A 22,573-nucleotide genomic window follows, 5' to 3' on the forward strand; every position below is an offset into this window, starting at 1 on the left:
ATGATCATGACCATGACCCCTCCCGCCCCGCTGCTGCGGGTTGAAGGGCTGACCCACTACTACGGCAGCCGCCTTGGCTGCGGCGATGTGTCGTTTGATCTCTACCCCGGCGAGGTGCTGGGCATTGTCGGGGAGTCCGGTTCCGGCAAGTCCACCCTGCTGTCGTGCCTGTCGGCCCGGCAGGAGCCCGGCGGCGGCCGGGTGCTGTACCAAAGCCGCCATGACGGCGAGATCGACCTGTACAGTGTCTCCGAGCCGCGCCGCCGCCTGCTGATGCGCACCGAATGGGGCATTGTCCACCAGAACCCCCGTGACGGCCTGCGGATGACCGTTTCCGCCGGGGCCAACATCGGCGAACGGCTGATGGCGGTCGGGGCGCGCCATTACGGCGAGATCCGCGATCAGGCCATCGACTGGCTGGGCCGGGTGGAAATCAGCGATGACCGCACCGATGACCTGCCGCGCACCTTCTCCGGCGGCATGCAGCAGCGGTTGCAGATTGCCCGCAATCTGGTGACCCAGCCGCGTCTGGTGTTCATGGATGAACCGACCGGCGGCCTTGACGTTTCCGTGCAGGCCCGCCTGCTGGATCTGCTGCGCGGGCTGGTCAGCAGCCTTGGCCTGTCGGTGATCATCGTCACCCACGATCTGGCCGTCGCCCGCCTGCTGGCCCACCGCCTGATGGTGATGAAGGAAGGCCGGGTGGTGGAAAGCGGCCTGACCGATCAGGTGCTGGATGACCCGCACCACCCCTATACCCAGCTTCTGGTCTCCTCGGTGTTGCAGGTGTGATGATGACAAGCCAAACCAACGCCCCCCTCCCCGCCGTTGCCGTGCGCAACCTTGAGAAAACCTTCGTCCTGCACACGCAGGGCGGGGCCCGCCTGCCGGTGTTTGCCGGGCTGACGCTGGATGTCTTTCCCGGCGAATGCGTCGCCCTGCACGGGCCGTCCGGGGCCGGAAAATCCACCCTGCTGCGGTCACTGTATGCCAACTACAAGCCCGGCTCCGGTCAGGTACTGGTCCGCCATGACGGCGGCACCGTCGATATGGTCAGCGCCACCCCGCACCAGATCCTCGCCGTGCGCCGCCACACCATGGGCTATGTCTCGCAGTTCCTGCGCGTCATCCCGCGTGTCAGCACGCTGGACATTGTGGCGGAACCGCTGATCACCCTCGGCACCGCGCCGGAGGAGGCCCGCGACCGCGCCCGTGCCCTGCTGACCCGCCTGCGCATTGCCGAACGGCTGTGGTCCCTCGCCCCGGCCACCTTCTCCGGTGGCGAACAGCAGCGCGTTAACATCGCCCGGGGTTTCAGCGTGCCCTACCCGGTGCTGCTGCTTGACGAACCGACCGCCAGCCTTGACGCTGCCAACCGCGCCACCGTGCTGGAGCTGATCACCGAAGCCAAGCAGCGCGGGGCCGCCGTGATCGGTATCTTCCACGATGCCGACGCCCGTGCCGCCGTCGCCGACCGGCTGTTTGATGTCCTCCCCGTTCCGTCCCAGGCTGCTTGAAGAGACTCCCCATCATGAGCGCAGAACTGATCCTGACCAATGCCCGCGTCGTCACCCGCGACGCCGATTTTACCGGCACCGTCGTCGTGCGGGATGGCCTGATCGCCGAAGTGGCCGACACCCCCAGCGCTGCCCCCGGCGCTGTCGATCTGGGCGGCGACCTGCTGCTGCCCGGCCTGATCGAAATGCACACCGACAATATGGAAAAGCATTTTGAGCCGCGCCCCGGCGTGCTGTGGCCCAACGCACTGGCCGCCGCCGCCGCCCACGACACCCAGGTGATCGGGGCCGGCATCACCACCGTCTACGATGCCGTCTCAGTCGGGGAATACCGGGGCCGCGGCATGCGGCGCGAAATCCTCAACCAGTCCCTTGCCGCCGTGCAGCACGCCCAGACCAGCGGCATGCTGCGCGCCAACCACCTGTTCCACCTGCGCTGCGAGGTCTCCGACCCCTGCGTGGTTGAGCTGTTCGAGCCCTTCGTCGATCACCCGCTGACCAAGCTGGTCTCGGTCATGGACCACACCCCCGGTCAGCGCCAGTGGAGCGACATCTCCAAGTTCGTCCAGTACTACAAGGGTGAAAGCTGGACCCCGGAGCAGCTGGAAGGCATCCTCGCCCAGTGCCGCGAAGATCAGGACAAGTATTCCAACAAGCACCGCCGCGAGATCGTCGCCCTGTCGCGCCAGCGTAACCTGCCGCTGGCCAGCCATGACGACGCCACCGAGGCCCATGTTCTGGAATCCCTCGCCGACGGCTGCGTGATCTCGGAATTCCCGATCACCTTCGAAGCCGCCGAACTGGCCCGCAAACATGGGCAGGGCACCATCATGGGCGGCCCCAACGTCGTGCGCGGCGGCTCCCACTCCGGCAATATTTCCGCCCTTGATCTGGCCAAGCGCGGCCTGCTCAACGGCCTGTCATCGGATTATGTGCCCTATTCCCTGCTTCAGTCGGTGATCCTGCTGACCGAAAAGGCCGGAATGGCCCTGCATGACGCCGTCGCCTGCGTTTCCGCCAACATCGCCGCCATGGTCGGCCTGACCGACCGGGGCAGCATCACCCCCGGCCTGCGCGCCGACCTTGTGCGCGTCACCGTGCAGGACAACACCCCCCTCGTCCGCCGCGTCTGGCGCGATGGCGCGGTGGTGTATTAAGAGAGAAAGGGAAAGGGGAACGCGGGGCTTTTCCCCACACCCCAGAAGGAGGCCCAGCCTCCTTCACCTCTGTTTTTTGTTTCAACCTGACCGGAGATCGCTTTTCGGTCAGGCCTCCCTCTTTGTTCAGCGGGCGTTGCCCGCACCCCAAAAAACAACATATCCCCCTCCCCCAACAACGGGATCAAAGGGCCTGAAGGCCCTTTGCGGGGTCACGGGGCAGCGCCCCGTTCTCTTTCTCTCTCCTCAGGACACATCCCACCATGACCGCCCGTTATGCCATCTACTACGCTCCTCCGGCCGGATCGGCGCTGGAACAGACGGCGGCCCGCTGGCTGGGGCGGGCGGTGGACGGCACGCCGCAGGATCAACCGGAACTGGCCGGACTGACCACAGATGAGACCCGGGCGCTGACGGAAGCCCCGCGCTTCTACGGCTTTCATGCCACCCTGAAGGCCCCGTTCGCGCTGGCCGACGGCACCGATGAGGATGGATTGCTGAAGGCGGTGGCCGTCCTGATGGCCGATCAGCCCGCGTTTGCCCTGCCACCGCTGGCGGTGACGCGGCTGGGCGGATTTCTAGCCCTGATCCCGGTGCAACCTTCCGCCCCACTTCAGGCCTTCGCCGGGCGCTGCGTGACGGAACTGGACCCGTTCCGCTGCCCGGAAACCCCGGAGCAGCAGGCCAAACGCCGCGCCAAGGGCCTGACCCCGGCGGAAGACGCCCATCTCAGCCGCTGGGGCTATCCCTATGTGCTGGAGACTTTCCGTTTTCACATGACGCTGACCGGGCCGCTGGCTGCCCTTGCAAACGGTCAGGGCGACCGGATCGCCGCGCTGACGCAGGATCTGACCGCCCTGTTTGCCCCATGCGGACTGGACGCGCTGCGGCTGACGGAGGTTGCCCTGTACCGCCAGCCGGACCGCAGCCAGCCGTTTACGCTGTGGCGCCGTATGCCCGCAGGCGGATGAGCGCCTCGTCAATTTCCGCATCGGTCTTGGCGAAGCAGAAGCGGATGAAGCTGCGCGGCGTCTCCACCCCCGGCCGGTCGAGGTAGAACGGCGACAGCGGCACCGCCGTCACCTTGGCTTCGGTGGTCAGGCGGCGGCAGTAATCGGCATCGCCTTCCTGCCCAAGGGCGGAAAAGTCCACCGTCAGGAAGTAGGTGCCCTGCGCCGTCAGCGGGCGGTAGCCCAGCTCTGCCAGCCCGGCGGCCAGCCGGTCGCGGCGGGCCTGAAGCTGCCCGGCCAGACCCCGCACATAATCATCGCGGTGTTCCAGCCCCCACGCCACCGCCGCCTGCAAGGCGGTCGGGGTGGTGAAGGTCATGTACTGGTGGGTACGGGCAATCGGCTGCATCAGCGCCGGGGCGGCGACGATATAGCCGACCTTCCAGCTGGTCAGTGAAAACACCTTGCCGAACGATCCGATGCGGATGCAGCGCTCCCGCATGCCCGGCAGGGTGATCATCGGCACATGGTCCTGCCCGTCGAACACCAGATGTTCATAAACCTCGTCGCACAGAGCATAGGCATCGTGCTGCTGCACCAGCCCGGCGACATAGGCCAGATCATCGCGGCTGAACACCTTGGCGCAGGGGTTCATCGGGGTGTTCAGCAGCACCAGCTTGGTCTTGTCCGAGAACGCCGCCGCCAGCTCGGCCCGTGGCAGGGTCCAGTCCGGCGGCGACAGGCGCACCGGCACCGGCACCCCTCCGGCGCGGCGGATGATCGGCACGTAGCTGTCGTACAGCGGCTCGAACACAATCACCTCATCGCCCGGCTCAATCAGGCCGAACAGGCAGTCCGCCAGCGCTTCCGTCGCGCCGGACACCACCAGCACCTCCGACTGCCAGTCCACATCCAGACCCCAGAAGGTCTTCTCGTGGGCGGCAATCGCCTGCCGCAGCGCCGGAAGACCCAGCATCGACGGATACTGGTGCGGGCCCTCGGTCACGGCCCGGGCGGCGGCGGCGATAATGTCAGCCGGTTCCAGCCCGGCGGGAAAGCCCTGCCCGAGATTCACCGCGCCATGTTCCACCGCCAGACGCGACATCACCTCAAAAATCGTGGTTCCGTAGGAGGAAAGAATGCTGTTGGCCGCTTTCACCATGGGGGTCTCCTGTCCGACTCCGGTCGTTATGGGGGTCCGTGCCTTCCCCATAGCACAAGACTTAGGCATCTGCACCCCCTCCCCGGCGGCGGAGTCCGGTTAAAAAACAGGCATATCTGCCGTAAATTTAATCAGATTCCGTTTTCCGACTCGCCCAAACTTGCGGCAGCCTGTGAAATTTCCGTTTATTTTCAATAGCGTTGGCGAGTTGGCACGCAACGTGATATGTAAGATCCGCAAACCAGTTCACCGCACCGGAATACCACCCCGGCGCGCCTGACCAAGGGAAGAGACGACCGGCTCATGAAGAAGATCGAAGCCATCATCAAGCCGTTCAAGCTGGACGAAGTGAAGGAAGCCCTTCATGAAATCGGCCTGCAGGGCCTGACCGTGACCGAAGCCAAGGGCTTTGGCCGTCAGAAGGGGCATACCGAGCTGTACCGCGGCGCCGAATATGTCGTCGACTTCCTGCCGAAAGTGAAGATTGAGCTGGTCATTCAGGATGCGCTGGTCGAACGGGCGATCGAAGCCATTCAGTCCGCCGCCCAGACCGGTCGCATCGGCGACGGCAAGATTTTCATTTCCACCATCGAAGATGCCATCCGGATCCGCACCGGGGAACGCGGGGACGAAGCGGTCTGATCCGCCGCCCCGCCCCGCCCGGCTGCTCCGGAACCCCTACCTAACCCTATGTTTCGCCACTGATAACGGGAAGCAGGACAATGTCCGACGTCAATACCATTCTCGAGATGATCAAGGAAAACGACGTTAAGTATGTCGATTTCCGCTTTACCGACCCGAAGGGCAAGTGGCAGCACACCGCCCAGCACGTCTCCACCGTTGATGAAGACCTGCTGACCGAAGGCGTTATGTTCGACGGTTCCTCCATCCTCGGCTGGAAGGAAATCAATGAATCCGACATGATCCTGATGCCGGATCTGTCCACCGCCGTGCTGGATCCGTTCGCTGCCCAGCCGCACCTGATCATCGTCTGCGACGTCGTCGATCCGGCCACCGGCCAGCTGTATGACCGCTGCCCGCGCGCCGTTGCCAAGAAGGGTCTGGCCTACGCCCAGTCCGTCGGCATCGCCGACACCGCCTACTTCGGCCCGGAAGCTGAATTCTTTGTGTTCGACGACGTGCGCTACACCGTCGATATGCACAAGGTTTCCTTCGAGCTGGATTCCGAAGACGCCCCGTGGGTGACCGACAAGACCTTCGAACAGGGCAACTACGCCCACCGTCCGGGTGTCAAGGGTGGTTACTTCCCGGTTCCGCCGGTTGACAACGCCGTCGACCTGCGCGCCGAAATGTGCACCGTGATGATGGACATGGGCCTGCCCATGGAAAAGCATCACCACGAAGTGGCCGCGTCGCAGCACGAACTGGGCTTCAAGTTCGGCACCCTGATGCAGGCTGCTGACTGGATGCAGACCTACAAGTACGTCGTGCACATGGTCGCCCATTCCTATGGCAAGACCGCGACCTTCATGCCGAAGCCGCTGGCCGGCGACAACGGCTCGGGCATGCACGTTCACCAGTCCCTGTGGAAGGACGGCAAGCCGCTGTTCGCCGGTTCGGGCTATGCCGACCTGTCGGACATGGCGCTGTACTACATCGGCGGCATCATCAAGCATGCCAAGGCCCTGAACGCCTTCACCAACCCGTCCACCAACTCCTACAAGCGCCTGATCCCGGGCTTCGAAGCCCCGGTGCTGCTGGCCTATTCCGCCCGCAACCGCTCCGCGTCCTGCCGTATCCCGCACGTTGCCAGCCCGAAGGGCAAGCGCGTGGAAGTGCGCTTCCCGGATCCGACCGCCAACCCGTATCTGGCCTACACCGCCATGATGATGGCCGGTCTGGACGGCATCCAGAACAAGATCCACCCGGGCGACCCGATGGACAAGAACCTGTACGACCTGCCGCCGGAAGAACTGGCTCAGGTGCCGACCGTCTGCGGTTCGCTGCGTGAAGCGCTGGAATCCCTGAAGGCCAACCACGAGTTCCTGACCCGTGGCGACGTCTTCACCAAGGACTTCATCGAGTCTTACATCGAGCTGAAGTATCAGGAAGTGTACGCCTACGAACACACCCCGCACCCGATCGAGTACAAAATGTACTACTCTGCGTAAGCAGACCGGTCGGTTCCTGCGGAACCAGCACTGTGTTGCAGACCCCCGCCGGGCAACCGGCGGGGGTTTTGCTTTGGGCAGATGGCTTTGCGCATTCAGGCGCGGCATCCCGCCCTTGCCCGCTTTGGTAGTTCCCCTGTATCGTGCCAGACCAAAGCGTTACAAACTCACCCGAGGATCGTTCCCCCATGAACCAGCAGTCCCTGTCGGCCTTCATCTGGTCTGTCGCCGATCTTCTGCGCGGGGATTACAAACAGTCCGACTACGGGCGGGTCATCCTGCCCTTTACCGTGCTGCGCCGCCTTGATTGCGTGCTGGAAGCAACCAAGCCCGCCGTTCTGGCCGAATATCAGGCCAAGCAGGCCATGGGCATTGTCCCCGATCCGTTCGTGGAACGGGTGGCCGGGCAAAGTTTCTTCAACGTCTCGCCGCTGGATATGAAGACGCTGATCGGCGACCCCGACCATATCCGCGAGAACCTCTACAGCTACCTCAACGCCTTTTCCCCCGCCGTGCGCGATATCTTCGAACGGTTTGAATTCCATGCCCAGATCGAACGCCTTGCCAAGGCCGGGCTGCTGTATCAGGTGACGGAACGCTTCGCGCAGGTTGATCTTCACCCCGACCGGGTCAGCAACCATCAGATGGGGCTGGTGTTTGAAGAGCTGATCCGCAAGTTTGCCGAACTGTCGAACGAAACCGCCGGGGAGCATTTCACCCCGCGCGAAGTCATCCGCCTGATGGTCAACCTGATCTTCATTGAAGATGACGATGTTCTCTCCAGACCCAGCGTGGTCCGCACCATCTATGACCCCACGGCGGGCACCGGCGGCATGCTGTCAATCGCCGAAGAGTATCTGGCCGAGCACAACCCCAAGGCCCGCCTGAGCATGTACGGGCAGGAACTGAACCCGGAATCCTTCGCCATCTGCAAGGCCGATATGCTGATCAAGGGGCAGGATGTCTCCAACATCGCCTTTGGCAATACCCTGTCGGAAGACGGCCACCCGGCAACGCGGTTTGACTATATGCTGTCCAACCCGCCGTTCGGGGTGGAATGGAAGAAGGTGGAGAAGGAAGTCCGGCGGGAACGGGAGACTCTGGGCTACACCGGCCGCTTCGGCCCCGGCCTGCCGCGCGTGTCCGACGGGTCGATGCTGTTCCTGCTGCACCTGATTTCCAAGATGCGCCCGGCGGCGGAAGGCGGATCACGCTTCGGCATCGTGCTGAACGGATCGCCGCTGTTCACCGGCGGGGCGGAAAGCGGGGAAAGCGAAATCCGCCGCTATGTGCTGGAAAATGACCTGCTGGAGGCCATTGTCGGCCTGCCGACCGACATGTTCTACAACACCGGCATCAGCACTTATGTCTGGGTGGTCAGCAACCGCAAACCGGCCCACCGCAAGGGCCGCGTCCAGCTGATTGACGCGTCCGGCATGTGGCAGAAAATGCGCAAAAGCCTGGGGTCAAAGCGCAAGGAACTGTCCGACGACCATATTGACCGGATCACCCGGCTGTTCGGCCAGTGCGTCGAGGCCGACGAGGACGGCAAACCGGTCAGCCGGATTTTCCGCAACAGCGATTTCGGCTACCGCACCATCACCGTGGAACGCCCGTTGATGGAAGACGGCAAGCCGGTGGTCGGCCAGAAAGGCAAGGCCAAGGGCAAAATCCAGCCCGACCCCAAACTGCGCGATACCGAGAACGTGCCGCTGGATCAGGATGTGGAAGAATACTTCCGGCGGGAGGTGCTGCCCCATGTGCCCGATGCGTGGATTGATCACGACAAGACCAAGATCGGCTACGAAATCCCCTTCAACCGGCATTTCTACGTCTTCCAGCCGCCGCGCCCGCTGGAAGCGATTGATGCCGACCTGAAACAGGTGGTCGGGCGGATTCAGGCCATGCTGGGGGAGATCGCGGGATGAATGATTCCGTGATCCTCTACAACAGCGAGGACGGTGGCACCCACCTGCGCCTGAAACGTCAGGATGGGACCGTCTTGCTGTCTCAGGCGGAGATGGCCGAACTGTTCCAGACCACGCCGCAGAACATCACCCAGCATATCCGCACCCTCTATGGCGATGGCGGATTGGACCGCGAGGCAACCTGTAAGGATTTCTTACACGTTCAGACCGAGGGCGGGCGACAGATCCAACGCCGGATTTCCATCTACCGTCTGGAAATGGTTCTCCCGGTCGGCTACCGCGTCCGCAGCCCGCGTGGCAGCCAGTTCCGCCGCTGGGCAACGGCGGTGTTGCAGGAATACCTTCGGAAAGGCTTTGCCATCGACACCGCCACATGCGCCACCCGGGCCGCCGGAAGGAAACCCCAGCCATGACCAAGGGCCGCTCCATCCGCCTGTTTCTGGTTGACGGAACGCCCGGCGGGATCATCACGGCGGAAATCATGAACTGGACCGGGCATGTGATGACCGCGCCACGGTCCCGGCTGCCGGATCTGGTGCGGCGGCCTGAGGCCGGGCGCACCGGCATCTACATCCTGTCCGGCACCGATGGTGGCTATAAGCCCACTATCTATGTGGGCGAAACCGACAGCGTCGGCAAACGTCTGGCCCAGCACAACAAGGACGATGCCAAGGAATTCTGGGAACAGACCTGCATCGTCACCAGCAAGGACCAGAACCTGACCAAGGCCCATGTGCGCTATCTGGAAAGCCGTCTGATTCAGATAGCGGCCGGGGCCGGACGGGCCAGACTGGCCAACAGCACCGCCCCGGACGTGCCGATGTTGCCCGAGGCCGATCTGTCGGACATGGAAGTCTTTATCGACCAGCTTCGTGTGGTGCTGCCGGTGCTGGGACTGGATTTACTGAAGGAACAGACCATCCGGTCCCCGAATCTACCCCCCTCCCAACCCGATACCCCGGCGGATACTCTGCTGTCCCAGAAGGACACCCCCCTCCTTCTGCCGATAGCCGGCGGCTTACCGCCGTTAGCCGCGCAGGGGCTGCTGACGGCACAGGATGCTGATCCCCCGGCCCCGGCGACCTGCCCCCTGTTTGAACTGACAAGCCCGAAACATGATCTGTCAGCGGCAGCCTTGGAAGTCGATGGAGAATTTGTCGTTCTGGCCGGGTCACAGGCCCAGCCATCGTGGATCGGCGTTCCGACCAACAGCTACCGCCCCCTGCATCAACGCCTGATCGAGGAAGGGGTTCTGGTGGCGGATAACGCCGGTGGCCCCCTGCGGTTCAGTCGGGACTATGCCTTCAGCAAGCCCAGCGCCGCCTCTGCCGTCATCCTTGGGCGGCAGGACAACGGGCGTGTGTCGTGGCGGATCAAAGGCAGCAAAACCACCTATGCCCAATGGCAGGACGGGCAGATCACCGACCCCGCCACGCAGGGAGATGAAGAATGAGTTTCCCCCGATATCCCGCTTACAAGGACAGCGGCATTGAATGGCTGGGCGAGGTGCCGGAGCATTGGAAAGTCGCAGGACTTAAAAGAAAATTCTCTGTGGTCGGAGGATCAACGCCCAAATCAGACGTAAGTTCGTATTGGGAAGGCGATATCGTGTGGGTTACACCCGCCGATCTGAGCGGCTTGAACGATTTTTATATTACAACATCATACCGTCAAATTACTGATGCAGGCTTATCATCATGCGGCGCAAGCATGGTGCCCGAAGGCAGTATTATCCTATCAACTCGCGCTCCGATCGGGTCGATTGGAATTTCTATTGCTCCCCTATGCACTAATCAGGGATGCAAGGCATTAGTTCCAAATAAACCTGTCTCGTCAAAATTCTATGCTTATCTGCTAAAATCCGTAACATATGAACTGAATATTCAGGGCAAGGGGACAACATTCCTGGAACTCTCGGGTGATGCGTTAGCGGCTTTCAATGTCCCAATTCCCACGACTGAAGAGCAATCCACCATCGCTGCATTCCTCGACCGGGAGACGGGGAAGATTGATGCCTTGATGGCGAAACAGGAAAGGCTGATCGACCTGCTGAAGGAAAAGCGGCAGGCCGTTATCTCCCATGCTGTCACCAAGGGGCTGGATCCCTCCGCCCCCCTGAAGGACAGCGGCATCGACTGGCTGGGTCAGGTGCCGGAGCATTGGGAGGTGAAGCCGTTAAAGCGCATTTCCAAGATTGGAAACGGGGCAACACCGCTGAAAGATGAGCCTCGATATTGGGAGAATGGTACATACCCTTGGCTTAACAGTTCCGTAGTGAACGATGAGTCAGTTCGAAGCTCGGAAACGTTTATCACTGAAACCGCTTTGGCTGAATGCAGCCTGCCTCGTGTCAAGCCCCCTGCAATCCTTGTCGGCATCACTGGAGAAGGGCGAACGAGAGGAATGGCGACGACCCTCCTATTCGAGGCAACGATTAATCAGCATGTCGCATACATAAAGCCGTTAGATGAAAGTCTGCATGTTGGATATCTGCGGCGTTTCTTCGATATGGCATATGATCGCCTGCGTTTTGAAAGCGACGGGGGAGGTAGCACTAAAGGAGCTATTACATGCGAGCAACTTTGCCGGACCAAGACTCCCCTGCCACCACCAAATGAACAGTCTGCCATATCTGCTTATCTTGAATTAAAAATAGATAGGTTCGACACCCTCATCACCGAAGCCCAGCGCGCCATTGCGCTGCTGAAGGAACACCGCTCCGCGCTGATTTCCGCCGCCGTCACCGGGAAGATCGACGTGCGCGGCCTTGCCCCTGCCCCGGAGGCTGCCGCATGAGCACCCTGCATAAGGAAATCGCGTTCGAGGACGATATCTGCACCGCCATGGCGGCACAGGGCTGGCTGTATCATCCTGCCGATGCCGCCGGGTATGACCGTGCCCGCGCCCTGTTCCCGGCTGATGTGCTGGCATGGGTGCGGGAGACCCAGCCGCAGGCGTGGGACAGTCTGGTGAAAAGCCATGGCGCGGCGGCGGAAGCCACCCTGCTGGACCGCATCCGCCGCCAGCTGGATGACCTTGGCACGCTGGACGTGATCCGGCAGGGGGTGGAAATGCTGGGCCTGCGGCAGAAGCTGGTTCTGGCCCAGTTCAGGCCCGCCTTCGGCCTCAACCCCGATCTTCTTGCCCGCTACGGTGCCAACCGCCTGCGGGTGGTGCGGCAGGTGCGGTACAGCCTGCACAACGAAAACTGCCTTGATCTGGTGCTGTTCCTGAATGGCATCCCGATGGCGACGGTGGAGCTGAAAAGCGATTTCACCCAGTCGGTGGATGACGCGGTGGACCAGTACCGGCTGGACCGCAACCCCCGCCCCAAGGGGCAGGCGGCAGAACCGCTGCTGGACTTCCCCCGTGGGGCGCTGGTGCATTTTGCCGTCAGCAACACACTGGTGCGGATGACCACCCGGCTGCTGGGGCCGGAAACGGTGTTCCTGCCGTTTGACCGGGGGCATGACGGGGCGGCAGGCAACCCGCCCAACCCATCCGGCCATGCCACCGCCTATCTGTGGGAACAGGTGTGGGCCCCGGACCCATGGCTGGAAATCCTCGGCCGCTATGTCGTCACCACCCGCGACAGAAAAAAGCAGATCGAGAAGATCATCTTCCCCCGCTACCACCAGCTGGATGCCACCCGCGCCCTGATCCGGGCGATACTGGCCGAAGGGCCGGGACAGGCCTATCTGATCCAGCATTCCGCCGGGTCGGGCAAAACCAACTCCATCGCCTGGACCGCGCATTTTCTGGCAGAGCTGCACGACGCCGACCAGACCAAGGTGTTTGATTCCGTGCTGGTGGTCAGCGACCGCACGGTGCTGGACACCCAGTTGCAGGAAGCGATTTTCTCCTTCCAGCGCACGGCCGGTGTGGTTGCCACCATCACCGACGAACACGGCAGCAAAAGCGGCCAGCTGGCCAAGGCGCTGGCAGAGGGCAAGAAGGTGGTGGTCTGCACCCTGCAAACCTTCCCCTTCGCGCTGGCCGAGGTCCAGCAGCTGGCCGCCACCGAGGGCAAACGCTTTGCGGTGATTGCCGACGAGGCCCATTCCTCGCAGACCGGGGCCGCCGCCGCCACCCTGAAGCAGGTGCTGTCGGCGGAAGAGCTGAAGGACCTTGCCGACGGTGGCGAGGTCAGCACCGAAGACCTGCTGGCGGCCCAGATGGCCACCCGTGCCAACCGGGGGACCGGCGGGGGCGGTGTGACCTATGTCGCCTTTACCGCCACCCCCAAGGCCAAGACGATGGAACTGTTCGGCCGCAGGCCGGATCCGTCACAGCCCGCCGGGCCGGGCAACCTGCCGCAGCCGTTCCATGTGTATTCCATGCGGCAGGCGATTGAGGAAAAGTTTATCCTTGATGTGCTGCGCAACTATACGCCGTACAGGCTGGCGTTCCGGCTGGCCAGCGGTGGCCGGGAATGGAGCGAGACCGAGGTTGAAACCGGCGAGGCCCTGAAGGGCATCATGCAGTGGGTGCGGCTGCACCCCTACAACATCAGCCAGAAGGTCAAGGTGGTGGTGGAACACTTCCGCGATACCGTCGCCCCGCTGCTGAAGGGGCAGGCCAAGGCCATGGTGGTGACCGGCAGCCGGCAGGAAGTGGTGCGCTGGCAACTGGCGATGGCCCGCTACATCAAGGAACAGGGGTATAAGATCGGCACGCTGGTGGCCTTTTCCGGCGAGGTGCGCGACAGCGAACTGGGCGAGGACGGCTTTACCGAAACCAGCCCGGCCCTGAACCCGACCCTTGGCAGCCGCGATATCCGCCGCGCCTTCGCCACCGACGAGTTTCAGATCCTGCTGGTGGCCAACAAGTTCCAGACCGGCTTTGATCAGCCGTTGCTGTGCGGTATGTACGTTGACAAGCAACTTTCGGGCATTCAGGCGGTGCAGACCCTGTCGCGCCTGAACCGCGCCCACCCCGGCAAGGACACCACTTACGTTCTCGACTTCGCCAATCAGCCGAAGGACATTCTGGCCGCCTTCAAGACCTATTACGAAACGGCGGAGCTGGAAGGCGTCACGGATCCCAATCTGGTGTTTGACCTGCGGGCCAAGCTGGATGCCCTCGGCCATTACGATGATGCAGAGGTGGAGCGGGTGGTGACGGCAGACCTGAACCCCCGCGCCACGCAGGCCCAGCTTGCCGCCGCCATCGCCCCGGTGGCGGACCGGCTGTTGCGCCGCTACCGTGCCCTGCAACAGGCCCTGACCGCCGCACAGGCGGCGCAGGACCGCCGCGCCGAAAAAGATGCAAAGGATGAACTGGCGGCCCTGATCCTGTTTAAACGGGATCTCGGGGCGTTCCAGCGGGTCTATTCCTTTCTGTCGCAGATTTTCGACTACGGCAGCACCGACATCGAGAAACGCTGGATCTTCTTCCGCCGCCTGCTGCCGCTGCTGGAATTCGGGCGGGAACGCGACGGCGTGGACCTGACCGGCATCACCATGACCCATCACAGCCTGCGCAGTCAGGGCAGGCTTCCCCTGCCGCTGAATCAGGGGGAGAGTAAACCCCTGAAAGTCATGACAGCCCCCGGCACCGGCGAGGTGCAGGATAAAAAGAAGGATCTTCTGGCGGCGATCATCGAAAAGGTGAACGACCTGTTTGACGGCGACCTGACCGACGATGACAAGCTGATCTACGTCAACAACGTGCTGATGGGAAAACTGCTGGAATCCCCGGTGCTGGCCGAACAGGCTGCCAACAACACCAAGGAGCAGTTCGCCGCCTCGCCCGATCTGGGGCGGGAACTGATGAACGCCATCATGGATGCCCTGACCGCGCACAGCGCCATGAGCAGACAGGCTCTGGGATCAGAAAAGGTCCGCGAAGGCTTGCGGGATATCCTGATCAACGACGCCTGCCTGTACGAAGCCCTGCGGGCACGGGGCGGCCCCGGGGTGACAGCCCCGCTTTGACGGTTCCCTACAGCGCCAGCACCCAATGGTCCCAGTCCGGGTCCTTCCGCCCGCCCAGCCCGGCATACAGCGCCTGCGCCGGGGCGTTGTCGGGCAGGACGGTCCAGCGCAGGGCGGAAGCGCCGAGGCTGGCGGCATGCTCCGCCAGCCCCCGGACCAGCGCCTGCCCCACCCCCTGCCCCCGGGCGGCGGGCTGAACGAACAGCTCCTTCAGCACCACCACCGGCCGCAGATCAAAGGTCCACGGGATGGTGTAATGCACCGCCATCCCGCTCAGGCCTTTCTCCTGCTCCGCCACCAGCACGCCAAAGCGCGATTGCGGGCCGAAGCCGTGGGTCAACACATCCTGCGGGGTGACGCGGAAGCGGTCGATGTAGCCTTCAAACACCGCCAGATCCCGCATCATCCCCCACACCACCGGCACATCCGCCGGGGTAAAGGGCCGGATGATCATGCGGCCCCCGCCATGCTGCCCGGTTCCGCCCCGGTGGCGAAGGGGTTGCCCTCATCGGCCCAGCCGGTGATGCCGCCGATCATGATCTTCACCGGGCGACGCAGCCGGGCCAGCTTCAGCGCTGCCTGATCGGCCCCGTTGCAGTGCGGGCCGGCGCAGTAGACCACAAACAGGGTGTCGTCCGGCCATTCCGCCATCCGGTCCGCCGTAATGTTGCGGTGCGGCAGGTGCAGCGCCCCCGGCACATGCCGCCGGGCGTAGGCTTCCGGCGAGCCAACCACATGCAGCAGCACAAAATCCACATCACCGCTGCGCAGGGCATGGGCGACGTCGGCGCAATCGGTTTCCACCGACAGCCGGGCCAGAAAGTGGGCGGCAGTCTGTTCCGGGGTGGCGGCGGGATAATCAGTCACGTAGCTCATCGGGGTCTCCGGTGTCTCTGGGGAAATCCAATGTCCACAGGCTACGCCAGACCGGTTCCGGCTTGCAGATGGCATTTTTGCCATCTATCATCAAAATCATGCCAAACGATCAGCCCCCCGTTCCGTCTTCCGCCCTTACCGGCCCTTTGGTCGTCACACTGGCCTATGACCGGCTGTGCACCTTTGAATTCGGCATCGCCGTCGAAGTGTTCGGCCTGTCGCGGCCGGAAATGGGCAGCGGCTGGTACCGCTTTGCCGTCGCCGGGGTCGATGCCGGGCCGATGCGGGCCACCGGTGGCCTGACCTTCACCGTCGATGGCGGCCTTGATCTGCTGGAACAGGCCGACCTGATCATTGCCCCCGGCTGGCGCGGGATCGACGAACCGGTGCCGGAGGCCCTGTGTACCGCCCTGCGCGCCGCCCACCAGCGGGGAGCGCGGGTCATCAGTTTCTGTTCCGGGGTGTTCGTTCTGGCCGCCAGCGGCCTGCTGGACGGGCGACAGGCCACCACCCACTGGCGGTACACCGACACCCTGCACCAGCGGTTTCCCACCATCCATGTCACCCCGGATGTGCTGTATGTCGATACCGGCACGGTGATGACCTCCGCCGGGACCGCCGCCGGGCTGGACCTGTGCCTGCACATCATCCGCCGTGATTTTGGCACCGATGCCGCCAACAGTGTCGCCCGGCGGCTGATCCTGCCCGCCCACCGCGACGGCGGGCAGGCCCAGTTCATCCGGCAGGCGGTGCCGCGCCCGCATGAGAGCACCCGCCTCGGCCCGCTGCTGGACCACATGCGGCGCACACTGGACGGCACCCACACGGTGGAGGCGCTGGCCCGCCGGGTGGGGATGAGCCGCCGCACCTTCCTGCGCCGGTTTGAGGCCGCCACCGGCACCACCCCGGCCCGCTGGCTGCTGACGGAACGGCTGAACCGGGCCCGCAGCCTGCTGGAAACCACCCAGACCAGCATCGAGGAAATCGCCGTCGTCGCCGGGTTCGGCAGTGCTGCCACCCTGCGCCATCACTTCCGGCAGGTGCTGTCCACCACCCCCGGGGCCTACCGCGAGGCCTTCGGCCCCCACAGCGACACTTCGACCGGATCCGAAGCATTCGGGGTGTCCGCCGGTCTATAACAGCGGCCTGTCTTCCCCCTCTTCCGTCAGGCCCCACCATGACCGAGCGCGCATCGCTGAAAGACCTTGCCCTGCTGTTGACGCTGTCCACCCTGTGGGGGGCGGCCTATACCTTCATCAAAATCGGGGTGGAAACCATCCCCCCGGTCACCCTGATTGCGGCCCGCACCCTGATCGCCGGGGCGGTGCTGGTTGCCATCCTCGCCCTGCGCGGCCTGCGCCTGCCGCGCGATGCGGCGACGTGGCGGCGCTTTCTGGCACAGGCGCTGCTGAACAGCGCCGTTCCCTTCACCCTGATTGCCTGGGCGGAGCTGACCACCGATGCCGGGCTGACCACCATCCTGAATTCCACCACCCCGATCTTCGCCTTCCTGCTGACCGCCCTGATCATCCGGCACGAGCCGGTCACCCTGCGCAAGCTGTGCGGCGTGGCGGCAGGCATCCTTGGCATCTGCCTGATCATCGGGTTACAGGCCCTGAACGGGCTGGGCAAGGATCTGTGGGCGCAGCTGGCCGTGGTTGCTGCCTCCGTCTGCTATGGCGGGGCCGCCATTCTGGGCAAAAGCTTCAAGGGGCTGGACCCGATGATGCCCGCCGCCGGATCGCTGCTGTGCGGGGCGGCGCTGCTGCTGCCGCTGAGCCTGATCGTCGATCAGCCGTGGACGCTGTCGCCCTCGCTGGACTCCCTGATGGCGCTGCTGGGGCTGGCGGTGTTTTCCACCGCACTGGCGTTTGCGATTTACTTCCGGCTGGTCCATACGCTGGGATCGGTCGGCACCACATCGCAGGCCTATCTGCGGGTGCCGATCGGCGTCGCCATTGGTGTGGTGTTTCTGGGCGAAAGCCTCAGCCCGACCCTGTGGCCCGGTCTGACCTGCGTTCTGATCGGGGTGATGCTGATGACGCTGCCGTCCCGCAAGGCCACCGGGGCCTGACGGCGGGAGCCGGATCCTGTACCCACGGCGGGAGCCGGATCCTGCGCCCATAATTAAAATATGGCTTTCCTGTGGCAATCGGCTACCATCAGCCTGTTTCTACTCTGGATTACCCGCTGCCCGCCATGGCCCGTCGCCTGCCCCTGTTCCGCATGCTCCGCCGCTGCGGCCTTCTGGCCGCCGCGCTGGCATTGCTGATCCAGAGTCTGGCCTGGGGCCTGCTGATGCCCGCCGCCATGGCGGCTCCGGCCGGAACCGTGGCAATCTGTACCGCCGACGGCATTGTCTATCAGACCGCCGATGGCACCTTCTCCCCCACCAATGACGACACGACGGCCCCCCTGAAAACCGGCGGGCACTGCCCGCTGTGCCCGTTGGTCGGCGGTCTGGCCCTGCCCCCGCCGCCCCCGTCCATTTCCCCACCGCCGCAGCGGATCACCGCTGTTTCCCTGCCCGACGATCTGGCCGCCACCGGCTGGTTTCTGTCCACCCGGCAGGCCCGTGGGCCGCCCACCGTCTGATTTTCCATCCCCGGCGCCCGGCATCCCGGCCCCACTCCTGCGGTGTGGCCGTAATATCGCCTGACCGCACCCTATAGCTTTCCGGATGATCAGACGGGAGGACCACCGTGTCCCGTACCCCTTTCTTTGCCCGCACCGCCTGTGCAGCCCTGCCGCTGCTGGCCCTGTTGCCGTCCGCCGCCGTTGCCGACAGCCAGACCCTGACCCCGATGACCGTGACCGCCACCCGCACCGAGAGTGACCCGTTTGAGGTCCCGGCCTCGGTCTCCGTGCTGACCCGGCAGCAGCTGGACGAGGCACAGGCATCGTCCCTTCAGGTGCTGCGCACCGTGCCGGGGGTAAATATGGGCGGAGGAGCCCGGGCCGCCGGACAGATCCCCTCCGTGCGTGGGCTTCAGGGGCCACGGGTGATCCTGTCGGTGGATGGTGCCCGCCGCAACCATGTGGACGGCATCCGTTCCCCCCTGCTGATCGACCCCGACATGGTGCAGCAGATTGACGTGGTGCGGAGCTCCACCTCCGCCCTGTACGGCAGCGGCGGCATCGGCGGGGTGATCGCCCTGCGCACGCTGGAAGCCGGGGATATCCTTCAGGATGGGCAGACCCACGGCGGGCGGATCCGCACCGCCTACCGCAGCGGCGATGAATCCTTTTCCAGCAACCTGACCGGCGCGGCGCAGGCCGGGGGCTTCGCCCTGCTGGGCAGCGGCAGCCTGCGCGAGGCCGGGGACATCCACACCGGGGCCAGCGAGGACCTGCTGAGCGATGACCAGCTGCGCACCGGCCTGCTGAAAGGCAGCTACAGCCCCAACGACCTGCACAAACTGCAACTGTCGTACCAGCGCTTCAGCGACCGCACGCTGACCCCCAGCAACCCCGGCGGCAGCCCGGCCTTCGGCCTGCTCCAGACCCTCAACCGCCAACAGGATGAAGTGGTCGGCAGCTATACGTTCCGGGATTCCGACCGCAAGCTGTTTGATGGCAGGATCAACGCCTACAACACCAAACTGCATTTCAAGACCTCGCCCTACACCAGCGGGGTCACCCAGACCGATATCACCACCGAAACCGCCGGGATCAGCGCCCAGAACACCAGCCGGTTTGAAACCGCATCGTGGCTGACGCACCGCATCACCTACGGCGTTGATGCCTATGAAGACACCCTGACCAACCGCGACGGCGGCAGCCCCAATGCCGTCACCCCGGATGGCGACCAGACCTCGGTCGGGGCCTTCATTCAGAACGAAATGGCCGTCGGGGACCACTGGACCATCACCGGTGCCCTGCGCAATGACAGCTATACCCTGTCGCCGACCGGCGGCAGCGACAGCACCTTCAATCACCTGTCGCCGAAGCTGACGGTCCACTGGCAGCCCAACGAGGTGCTGGGGCTGTTCGGCGGCTTCTCGGAAAGCTTCCGCGCCCCGACCCTGTCGGAAACCTATCAGAACCTGAACACCACCCGCGCCCTGTTCAACTTCCGCCCCAACACCGCCCTGCGGCCGGAAACCAGCAAAACGTGGGAAGGCGGGGCCACCCTCAGCCTGAACGACAGCATCGTTCCCGGGGACAAAACCCGCCTGAAGGGCACCCTGTTCACCGAAACCGTCGATGACCTGATCACCTCCACCGTTATCGGCACCTATACCCGCGCCGCACCGTTCGCCGGGACCGGTCAGGTGTTCCAGAACCGCAACATCTCCAAGGCCAAACGCTATGGGATGGAGGTTGAGGGCACCTATACCTCCGGCCCGCTGGAGCTGGGGGCCGGGTATTCCCGCATCCGGGCGGAAGACGTCAACACCGATGCCAACCTGTTCGCCCCGCCGGATACCCTCAGCCTGTCCGGGCGGTATCAGTTTGACAGCCACTGGTCCGGCTGGTGGCTGGGGCAGTTTGTGGCAGCGCAGGATTATGACAGCACCGCCACCCGCCAGCGCAGCGGCTATGGCCTGCACAGCATCGGCGTTGCCTACGATCAGGATTGGTGGCGGGTGGACCTGAACGTCTCCAACCTGTTTGACCAGACCTATGTGACCTACCAGCAGTCACAGACCACCACCTACACCTATGAAGAAGGCCGCAGCGTCAATCTGGCCCTGACCGCCCGCTTCTGATCCCCCAACTCTGTCCCCGCTCCGGCCTTCCGGGGCGGGGACGCCCTGTGCCTTTTCATGACGAGCCGCCGTCCGGCCGTTCCGGGGTTCCCGGGGCCGGACCGGCCTCCGGGAGTCCCGCCATGCGCCGTTCCGCCCGTTTCACCCGGGGCCTTGCCGCCCTCGCCCTTGGTGCAGTCACGCTGACCGCCTGCGCCACTCCGCCCGGTCCGCAGACCGTGCGCATCCCCTTTACCCTGACCGCCGGGGCCACCCCGGTCCAGTGCGGCACCCCGTTCAGCCTGCCCGGCAGCGGCGGCCCCGCCGTCACCCTGCGCGATGCCCGCCTGTATGTGCAGGATATCGCCCTGATTGAGGCCGGTGGCACCGCCGTGCCGCTGACCCTGACGGACAGCGACTGGCAGCGGCAGGGCGTCGCCCTGCTGGATTTTGAAAGCGGCAGCCCCGGCTGTGCCGGGAATGCCGCCGTCAACACCGCCGTTACCGGCACGGTCCCCGCCGGATCCTACACCGGCCTGCGCTTTACCGTCGGGGTGCCCCCGGCCCTGAACCATACCAGCGTCGAAGTCACCCCCGCCCCGCTGGATGTGGTGGCGATGAACTGGAGCTGGCAGGCCGGGCGGAAATTCATGAAGGTGGAGGTCAACCCCGCCGGAGGGGTGCGGAAGCCCGATGGTGCCACCGCCCCGACATGGTTCCTGCATCTTGGCTCCACCGACTGCACCGGCAACCCGGTACAGGGCGGCGCGGTGACCTGTCAGCGGCCCAACCGCCTGCCGGTGACCCTGCCCGCCTTCGACCCCGTCCGGCAGGCCGTCGCGCTGGATCTGGCCGCCCTGTTCCGGGGCACCGACCTGACCCGCGATCAGGGCGGCGCGGTCGGCTGCATGAGCGGCCCGACCGATGCCGACTGCCCGCCGGTGTTTGCCGCCCTCGGCCTGTCGCTGACCACCGGCCAGCCGCTGGCCCCGCCGCAGCCGCCGGTGTTCCGCCCGGTGGAGGCCCGGTGATGCGCCGCGCCCTGCTGCTTCTGCTGCTTCTGCTGCCGCATCCGGCGGCGGCAGAGGCCTGGACGTGGACCCTGCCGGACTATATCCCGCCGCCCCGGATCCCCGCTGACACCCCGATGACGGTGGAGGCGGTGGAGCTGGGCCGCCACCTGTTCTACGACCGCCGCCTGTCCGGCAACGGCACCATCGCCTGTGCCTCCTGCCATGTGCAGGCGCTGGCCTTCACTGATGGCCGGGCGCTGTCGCCGGGGTCCACCGGGGTGCTGACCCACCGCAACGCCCCCACGGTGGTCAATTCAGCCTGGCATGCCACCTACACCTGGGCCAATCCGGCGCTGGTGTCGCTGGAAAGCCAGATGGAAAACCCGCTGTTTGGCGATGACCCGGTGGAGATGGGGGTCAACGACCAGACCAGACCGCTGATCCTTGACCGCCTGAAAGCCGAGCCGCGCTATGCGCCGCTGTTTGCCGCCGCCTTCCCCGATGATCCGCAGCCCATGACCCTGCACCGGATCATTCAGGCGATTTCCAGTTTTCAGCGGGCGCTGGTCTCCGCCGACAGCCGGTACGACCGCAGCCTTCAGGGCACACTGGAGCTGACCCCGGCCGAACAGCGCGGGCGGGATCTGTTCTTCGGGGAACGGGCGGAATGCCATCACTGCCACGGCAGCTTCAATTTCAACGATCAGGTGGTACATGCCCGCAGCCGCGAGGTGGAGACGCCCTTCCATAATACCGGCCTGTACAACATCGGCGGCACCGGGGCCTACCCCTTCCCCAACCGGGGCCTCTATGAACTGTCCGGCCAGCCGGAGGATATGGGGGCCTTCCGCGCCCCGTCGCTGCGCAACATCGCCCTGACCGCCCCCTATATGCACGACGGATCGGTGGCAACGCTGGCCGGGGTGGTGGATCTCTATTCCGATGGCGGACGGGTGCTGACCTCCGGCCCGCTGGCGGGAGACGGCCGCAGCAATCCCTACAAAAGCGGCCTGATCGCCCGGATTGATCTGTCAGGACAGGAAAAGGCCGATCTGGTGGCCTTTCTCGAAAGCCTGACCGACCTGACCCTGCCCACGGATCCCCGCTTTGCCGACCCGTGGGGGCGATAATCGCCGATCATTCTCTTTGAGGGATTTTTCCACACAGAAAAACCTATAAGAGTATTTTTCACGATACCCTTATTTGGAGAT

20 protein-coding genes are annotated in these 22,573 nt (G+C 64.4%); 17 read left to right on the forward strand and 3 right to left on the reverse strand.

Going from position 1 to position 22,573, the window contains the following annotated elements; all coding sequences use genetic code 11:
• The first annotated feature begins 6 nt into the window (after positions 1-6).
• From phnK to FHS48_RS15905, 4 genes are all read left to right on the forward strand, one after another.
• Complete coding sequence (gene phnK, locus FHS48_RS15890; protein ID WP_184264799.1) at positions 7-792, forward strand: phosphonate C-P lyase system protein PhnK; 786 nt, start codon at positions 7-9, stop codon at positions 790-792.
• Positions 792-1,517, forward strand: a complete 726-nt coding sequence (gene phnL / locus FHS48_RS15895) for a phosphonate C-P lyase system protein PhnL (protein WP_184264801.1) — start codon at positions 792-794, stop codon at positions 1,515-1,517. Before phnK ends, phnL begins: the two co-directional genes overlap by 1 nt.
• A gap of 14 nt (positions 1,518-1,531) precedes the next feature.
• On the forward strand, positions 1,532-2,674 hold the full coding sequence (locus FHS48_RS15900) for an alpha-D-ribose 1-methylphosphonate 5-triphosphate diphosphatase (protein WP_184264803.1): 1,143 nt from the start codon (positions 1,532-1,534) through the stop codon (positions 2,672-2,674).
• Between the two features lie 263 nt (positions 2,675-2,937).
• Complete coding sequence (locus FHS48_RS15905) at positions 2,938-3,645, forward strand: DUF1045 domain-containing protein (protein WP_184264805.1); 708 nt, start codon at positions 2,938-2,940, stop codon at positions 3,643-3,645.
• Here FHS48_RS15905 and FHS48_RS15910 read toward each other — a convergent pair.
• Positions 3,611-4,786 carry an aminotransferase gene (locus FHS48_RS15910; protein ID WP_221443552.1) on the reverse strand — a complete coding sequence of 392 codons (1,176 nt, stop codon included), beginning with the start codon at positions 4,784-4,786 and terminating at the stop codon, positions 3,611-3,613. The two genes, FHS48_RS15905 and FHS48_RS15910, sit on opposite strands and share 35 nt — an antisense overlap.
• Before the next feature lie 303 nt (positions 4,787-5,089).
• Here FHS48_RS15910 and FHS48_RS15915 point away from each other — a divergent pair, with 303 nt between their 5' ends.
• The 7 genes from FHS48_RS15915 to FHS48_RS15945 all read left to right on the forward strand — a co-directional run bounded on the left by FHS48_RS15915 (position 5,090) and on the right by FHS48_RS15945 (position 14,782).
• A complete protein-coding gene (locus FHS48_RS15915) occupies positions 5,090-5,428 on the forward strand; it encodes a P-II family nitrogen regulator (protein WP_019644820.1) in 339 nt (112 codons plus the stop codon).
• Between the two features lie 80 nt (positions 5,429-5,508).
• Positions 5,509-6,918, forward strand: coding sequence for a type I glutamate--ammonia ligase (gene glnA, locus FHS48_RS15920; RefSeq protein WP_184264807.1), 1,410 nt, complete (start codon positions 5,509-5,511; stop codon positions 6,916-6,918).
• A gap of 188 nt (positions 6,919-7,106) precedes the next feature.
• Positions 7,107-8,846, forward strand: a complete 1,740-nt coding sequence (locus FHS48_RS15925; protein ID WP_184264809.1) for a type I restriction-modification system subunit M — start codon at positions 7,107-7,109, stop codon at positions 8,844-8,846.
• Positions 8,843-9,259 (forward strand): virulence RhuM family protein, encoded by a 417-nt coding sequence (locus FHS48_RS15930; protein WP_184264811.1) that lies wholly within the window; start codon positions 8,843-8,845, stop codon positions 9,257-9,259. The genes FHS48_RS15925 and FHS48_RS15930 overlap by 4 nt, the downstream gene beginning before the upstream one ends.
• A complete protein-coding gene (locus FHS48_RS15935; RefSeq protein WP_184264813.1) occupies positions 9,256-10,299 on the forward strand; it encodes a GIY-YIG nuclease family protein in 1,044 nt (347 codons plus the stop codon). Before FHS48_RS15930 ends, FHS48_RS15935 begins: the two co-directional genes overlap by 4 nt.
• Entirely contained in the window at positions 10,296-11,642 is a 1,347-nt protein-coding gene (locus FHS48_RS15940; protein WP_184264815.1) for a restriction endonuclease subunit S, read from the forward strand. Before FHS48_RS15935 ends, FHS48_RS15940 begins: the two co-directional genes overlap by 4 nt.
• A complete protein-coding gene (locus FHS48_RS15945) occupies positions 11,639-14,782 on the forward strand; it encodes a type I restriction endonuclease subunit R (RefSeq protein ID WP_184264817.1) in 3,144 nt (1,047 codons plus the stop codon). Before FHS48_RS15940 ends, FHS48_RS15945 begins: the two co-directional genes overlap by 4 nt.
• Before the next feature lie 7 nt (positions 14,783-14,789).
• On the opposite strand, the gene FHS48_RS15950 is transcribed toward FHS48_RS15945, so the two are convergent.
• Both FHS48_RS15950 and FHS48_RS15955 read right to left on the reverse strand, forming a co-directional pair.
• On the reverse strand, positions 14,790-15,236 hold the full coding sequence (locus tag FHS48_RS15950) for a GNAT family N-acetyltransferase (RefSeq protein ID WP_184264819.1): 447 nt from the start codon (positions 15,234-15,236) through the stop codon (positions 14,790-14,792).
• Complete coding sequence (locus FHS48_RS15955) at positions 15,233-15,658, reverse strand: rhodanese-like domain-containing protein (RefSeq protein WP_184264821.1); 426 nt, start codon at positions 15,656-15,658, stop codon at positions 15,233-15,235. The genes FHS48_RS15950 and FHS48_RS15955 overlap by 4 nt, the downstream gene beginning before the upstream one ends.
• A gap of 98 nt (positions 15,659-15,756) precedes the next feature.
• Here FHS48_RS15955 and ftrA point away from each other — a divergent pair, with 98 nt between their 5' ends.
• The 6 genes from ftrA (at position 15,757) to FHS48_RS15985 (ending at position 22,492) form a co-directional block, all read left to right on the forward strand.
• The gene (gene ftrA, locus FHS48_RS15960; protein WP_260402523.1) at positions 15,757-16,797 is read left to right on the forward strand and encodes a transcriptional regulator FtrA; all 1,041 of its coding nucleotides are present in this window, start codon (positions 15,757-15,759) and stop codon (positions 16,795-16,797) included.
• Between the two features lie 38 nt (positions 16,798-16,835).
• On the forward strand, positions 16,836-17,732 hold the full coding sequence (locus tag FHS48_RS15965; protein ID WP_184264824.1) for a DMT family transporter: 897 nt from the start codon (positions 16,836-16,838) through the stop codon (positions 17,730-17,732).
• A gap of 71 nt (positions 17,733-17,803) precedes the next feature.
• Positions 17,804-18,253, forward strand: coding sequence for a DUF2946 family protein (locus FHS48_RS15970; RefSeq protein ID WP_184264826.1), 450 nt, complete (start codon positions 17,804-17,806; stop codon positions 18,251-18,253).
• A gap of 107 nt (positions 18,254-18,360) precedes the next feature.
• Positions 18,361-20,370 (forward strand): TonB-dependent receptor domain-containing protein, encoded by a 2,010-nt coding sequence (locus tag FHS48_RS15975; protein WP_184264828.1) that lies wholly within the window; start codon positions 18,361-18,363, stop codon positions 20,368-20,370.
• A gap of 122 nt (positions 20,371-20,492) precedes the next feature.
• A complete protein-coding gene (locus FHS48_RS15980) occupies positions 20,493-21,380 on the forward strand; it encodes an MbnP family copper-binding protein (RefSeq protein WP_184264830.1) in 888 nt (295 codons plus the stop codon).
• The gene (locus FHS48_RS15985; protein WP_184264832.1) at positions 21,380-22,492 is read left to right on the forward strand and encodes a methanobactin export MATE transporter MbnM; all 1,113 of its coding nucleotides are present in this window, start codon (positions 21,380-21,382) and stop codon (positions 22,490-22,492) included. The genes FHS48_RS15980 and FHS48_RS15985 overlap by 1 nt, the downstream gene beginning before the upstream one ends.
• The last annotated feature ends 81 nt before the right edge of the window (positions 22,493-22,573 follow it).

It is taken from the genome of Novispirillum itersonii (genome assembly GCF_014205675.1).
In the GTDB taxonomy this organism is placed as follows: Bacteria; Pseudomonadota; Alphaproteobacteria; order Rhodospirillales; family Rhodospirillaceae; genus Novispirillum; species Novispirillum itersonii_A.

Excerpts from the sequence above, each read along its gene's own strand:
- FHS48_RS15980 (WP_184264830.1), top strand. The coding sequence starts at position 20,493 with ATGCGCCGTTCCGCCCGTTTCACCCGGGGCCTTGCCGCCCTCGCCCTT.
- phnL (WP_184264801.1), top strand. The coding sequence starts at position 792 with ATGATGACAAGCCAAACCAACGCCCCCCTCCCCGCCGTTGCCGTGCGC.
- FHS48_RS15985 (WP_184264832.1), top strand. The coding sequence starts at position 21,380 with ATGCGCCGCGCCCTGCTGCTTCTGCTGCTTCTGCTGCCGCATCCGGCG.
- FHS48_RS15930 (WP_184264811.1), top strand. The coding sequence starts at position 8,843 with ATGAATGATTCCGTGATCCTCTACAACAGCGAGGACGGTGGCACCCAC.
- FHS48_RS15905 (WP_184264805.1), top strand. The coding sequence starts at position 2,938 with ATGACCGCCCGTTATGCCATCTACTACGCTCCTCCGGCCGGATCGGCG.
- FHS48_RS15925 (WP_184264809.1), top strand. The coding sequence starts at position 7,107 with ATGAACCAGCAGTCCCTGTCGGCCTTCATCTGGTCTGTCGCCGATCTT.
- FHS48_RS15955 (WP_184264821.1), bottom strand. The coding sequence starts at position 15,658 with ATGAGCTACGTGACTGATTATCCCGCCGCCACCCCGGAACAGACTGCC.
- FHS48_RS15900 (WP_184264803.1), top strand. The coding sequence starts at position 1,532 with ATGAGCGCAGAACTGATCCTGACCAATGCCCGCGTCGTCACCCGCGAC.
- FHS48_RS15935 (WP_184264813.1), top strand. The coding sequence starts at position 9,256 with ATGACCAAGGGCCGCTCCATCCGCCTGTTTCTGGTTGACGGAACGCCC.
- FHS48_RS15950 (WP_184264819.1), bottom strand. The coding sequence starts at position 15,236 with ATGATCATCCGGCCCTTTACCCCGGCGGATGTGCCGGTGGTGTGGGGG.
- FHS48_RS15915 (WP_019644820.1), top strand. The coding sequence starts at position 5,090 with ATGAAGAAGATCGAAGCCATCATCAAGCCGTTCAAGCTGGACGAAGTG.
- ftrA (WP_260402523.1), top strand. The coding sequence starts at position 15,757 with ATGCCAAACGATCAGCCCCCCGTTCCGTCTTCCGCCCTTACCGGCCCT.
- FHS48_RS15940 (WP_184264815.1), top strand. The coding sequence starts at position 10,296 with ATGAGTTTCCCCCGATATCCCGCTTACAAGGACAGCGGCATTGAATGG.
- FHS48_RS15965 (WP_184264824.1), top strand. The coding sequence starts at position 16,836 with ATGACCGAGCGCGCATCGCTGAAAGACCTTGCCCTGCTGTTGACGCTG.
- glnA (WP_184264807.1), top strand. The coding sequence starts at position 5,509 with ATGTCCGACGTCAATACCATTCTCGAGATGATCAAGGAAAACGACGTT.
- FHS48_RS15945 (WP_184264817.1), top strand. The coding sequence starts at position 11,639 with ATGAGCACCCTGCATAAGGAAATCGCGTTCGAGGACGATATCTGCACC.
- FHS48_RS15910 (WP_221443552.1), bottom strand. The coding sequence starts at position 4,786 with ATGGTGAAAGCGGCCAACAGCATTCTTTCCTCCTACGGAACCACGATT.
- phnK (WP_184264799.1), top strand. The coding sequence starts at position 7 with ATGACCATGACCCCTCCCGCCCCGCTGCTGCGGGTTGAAGGGCTGACC.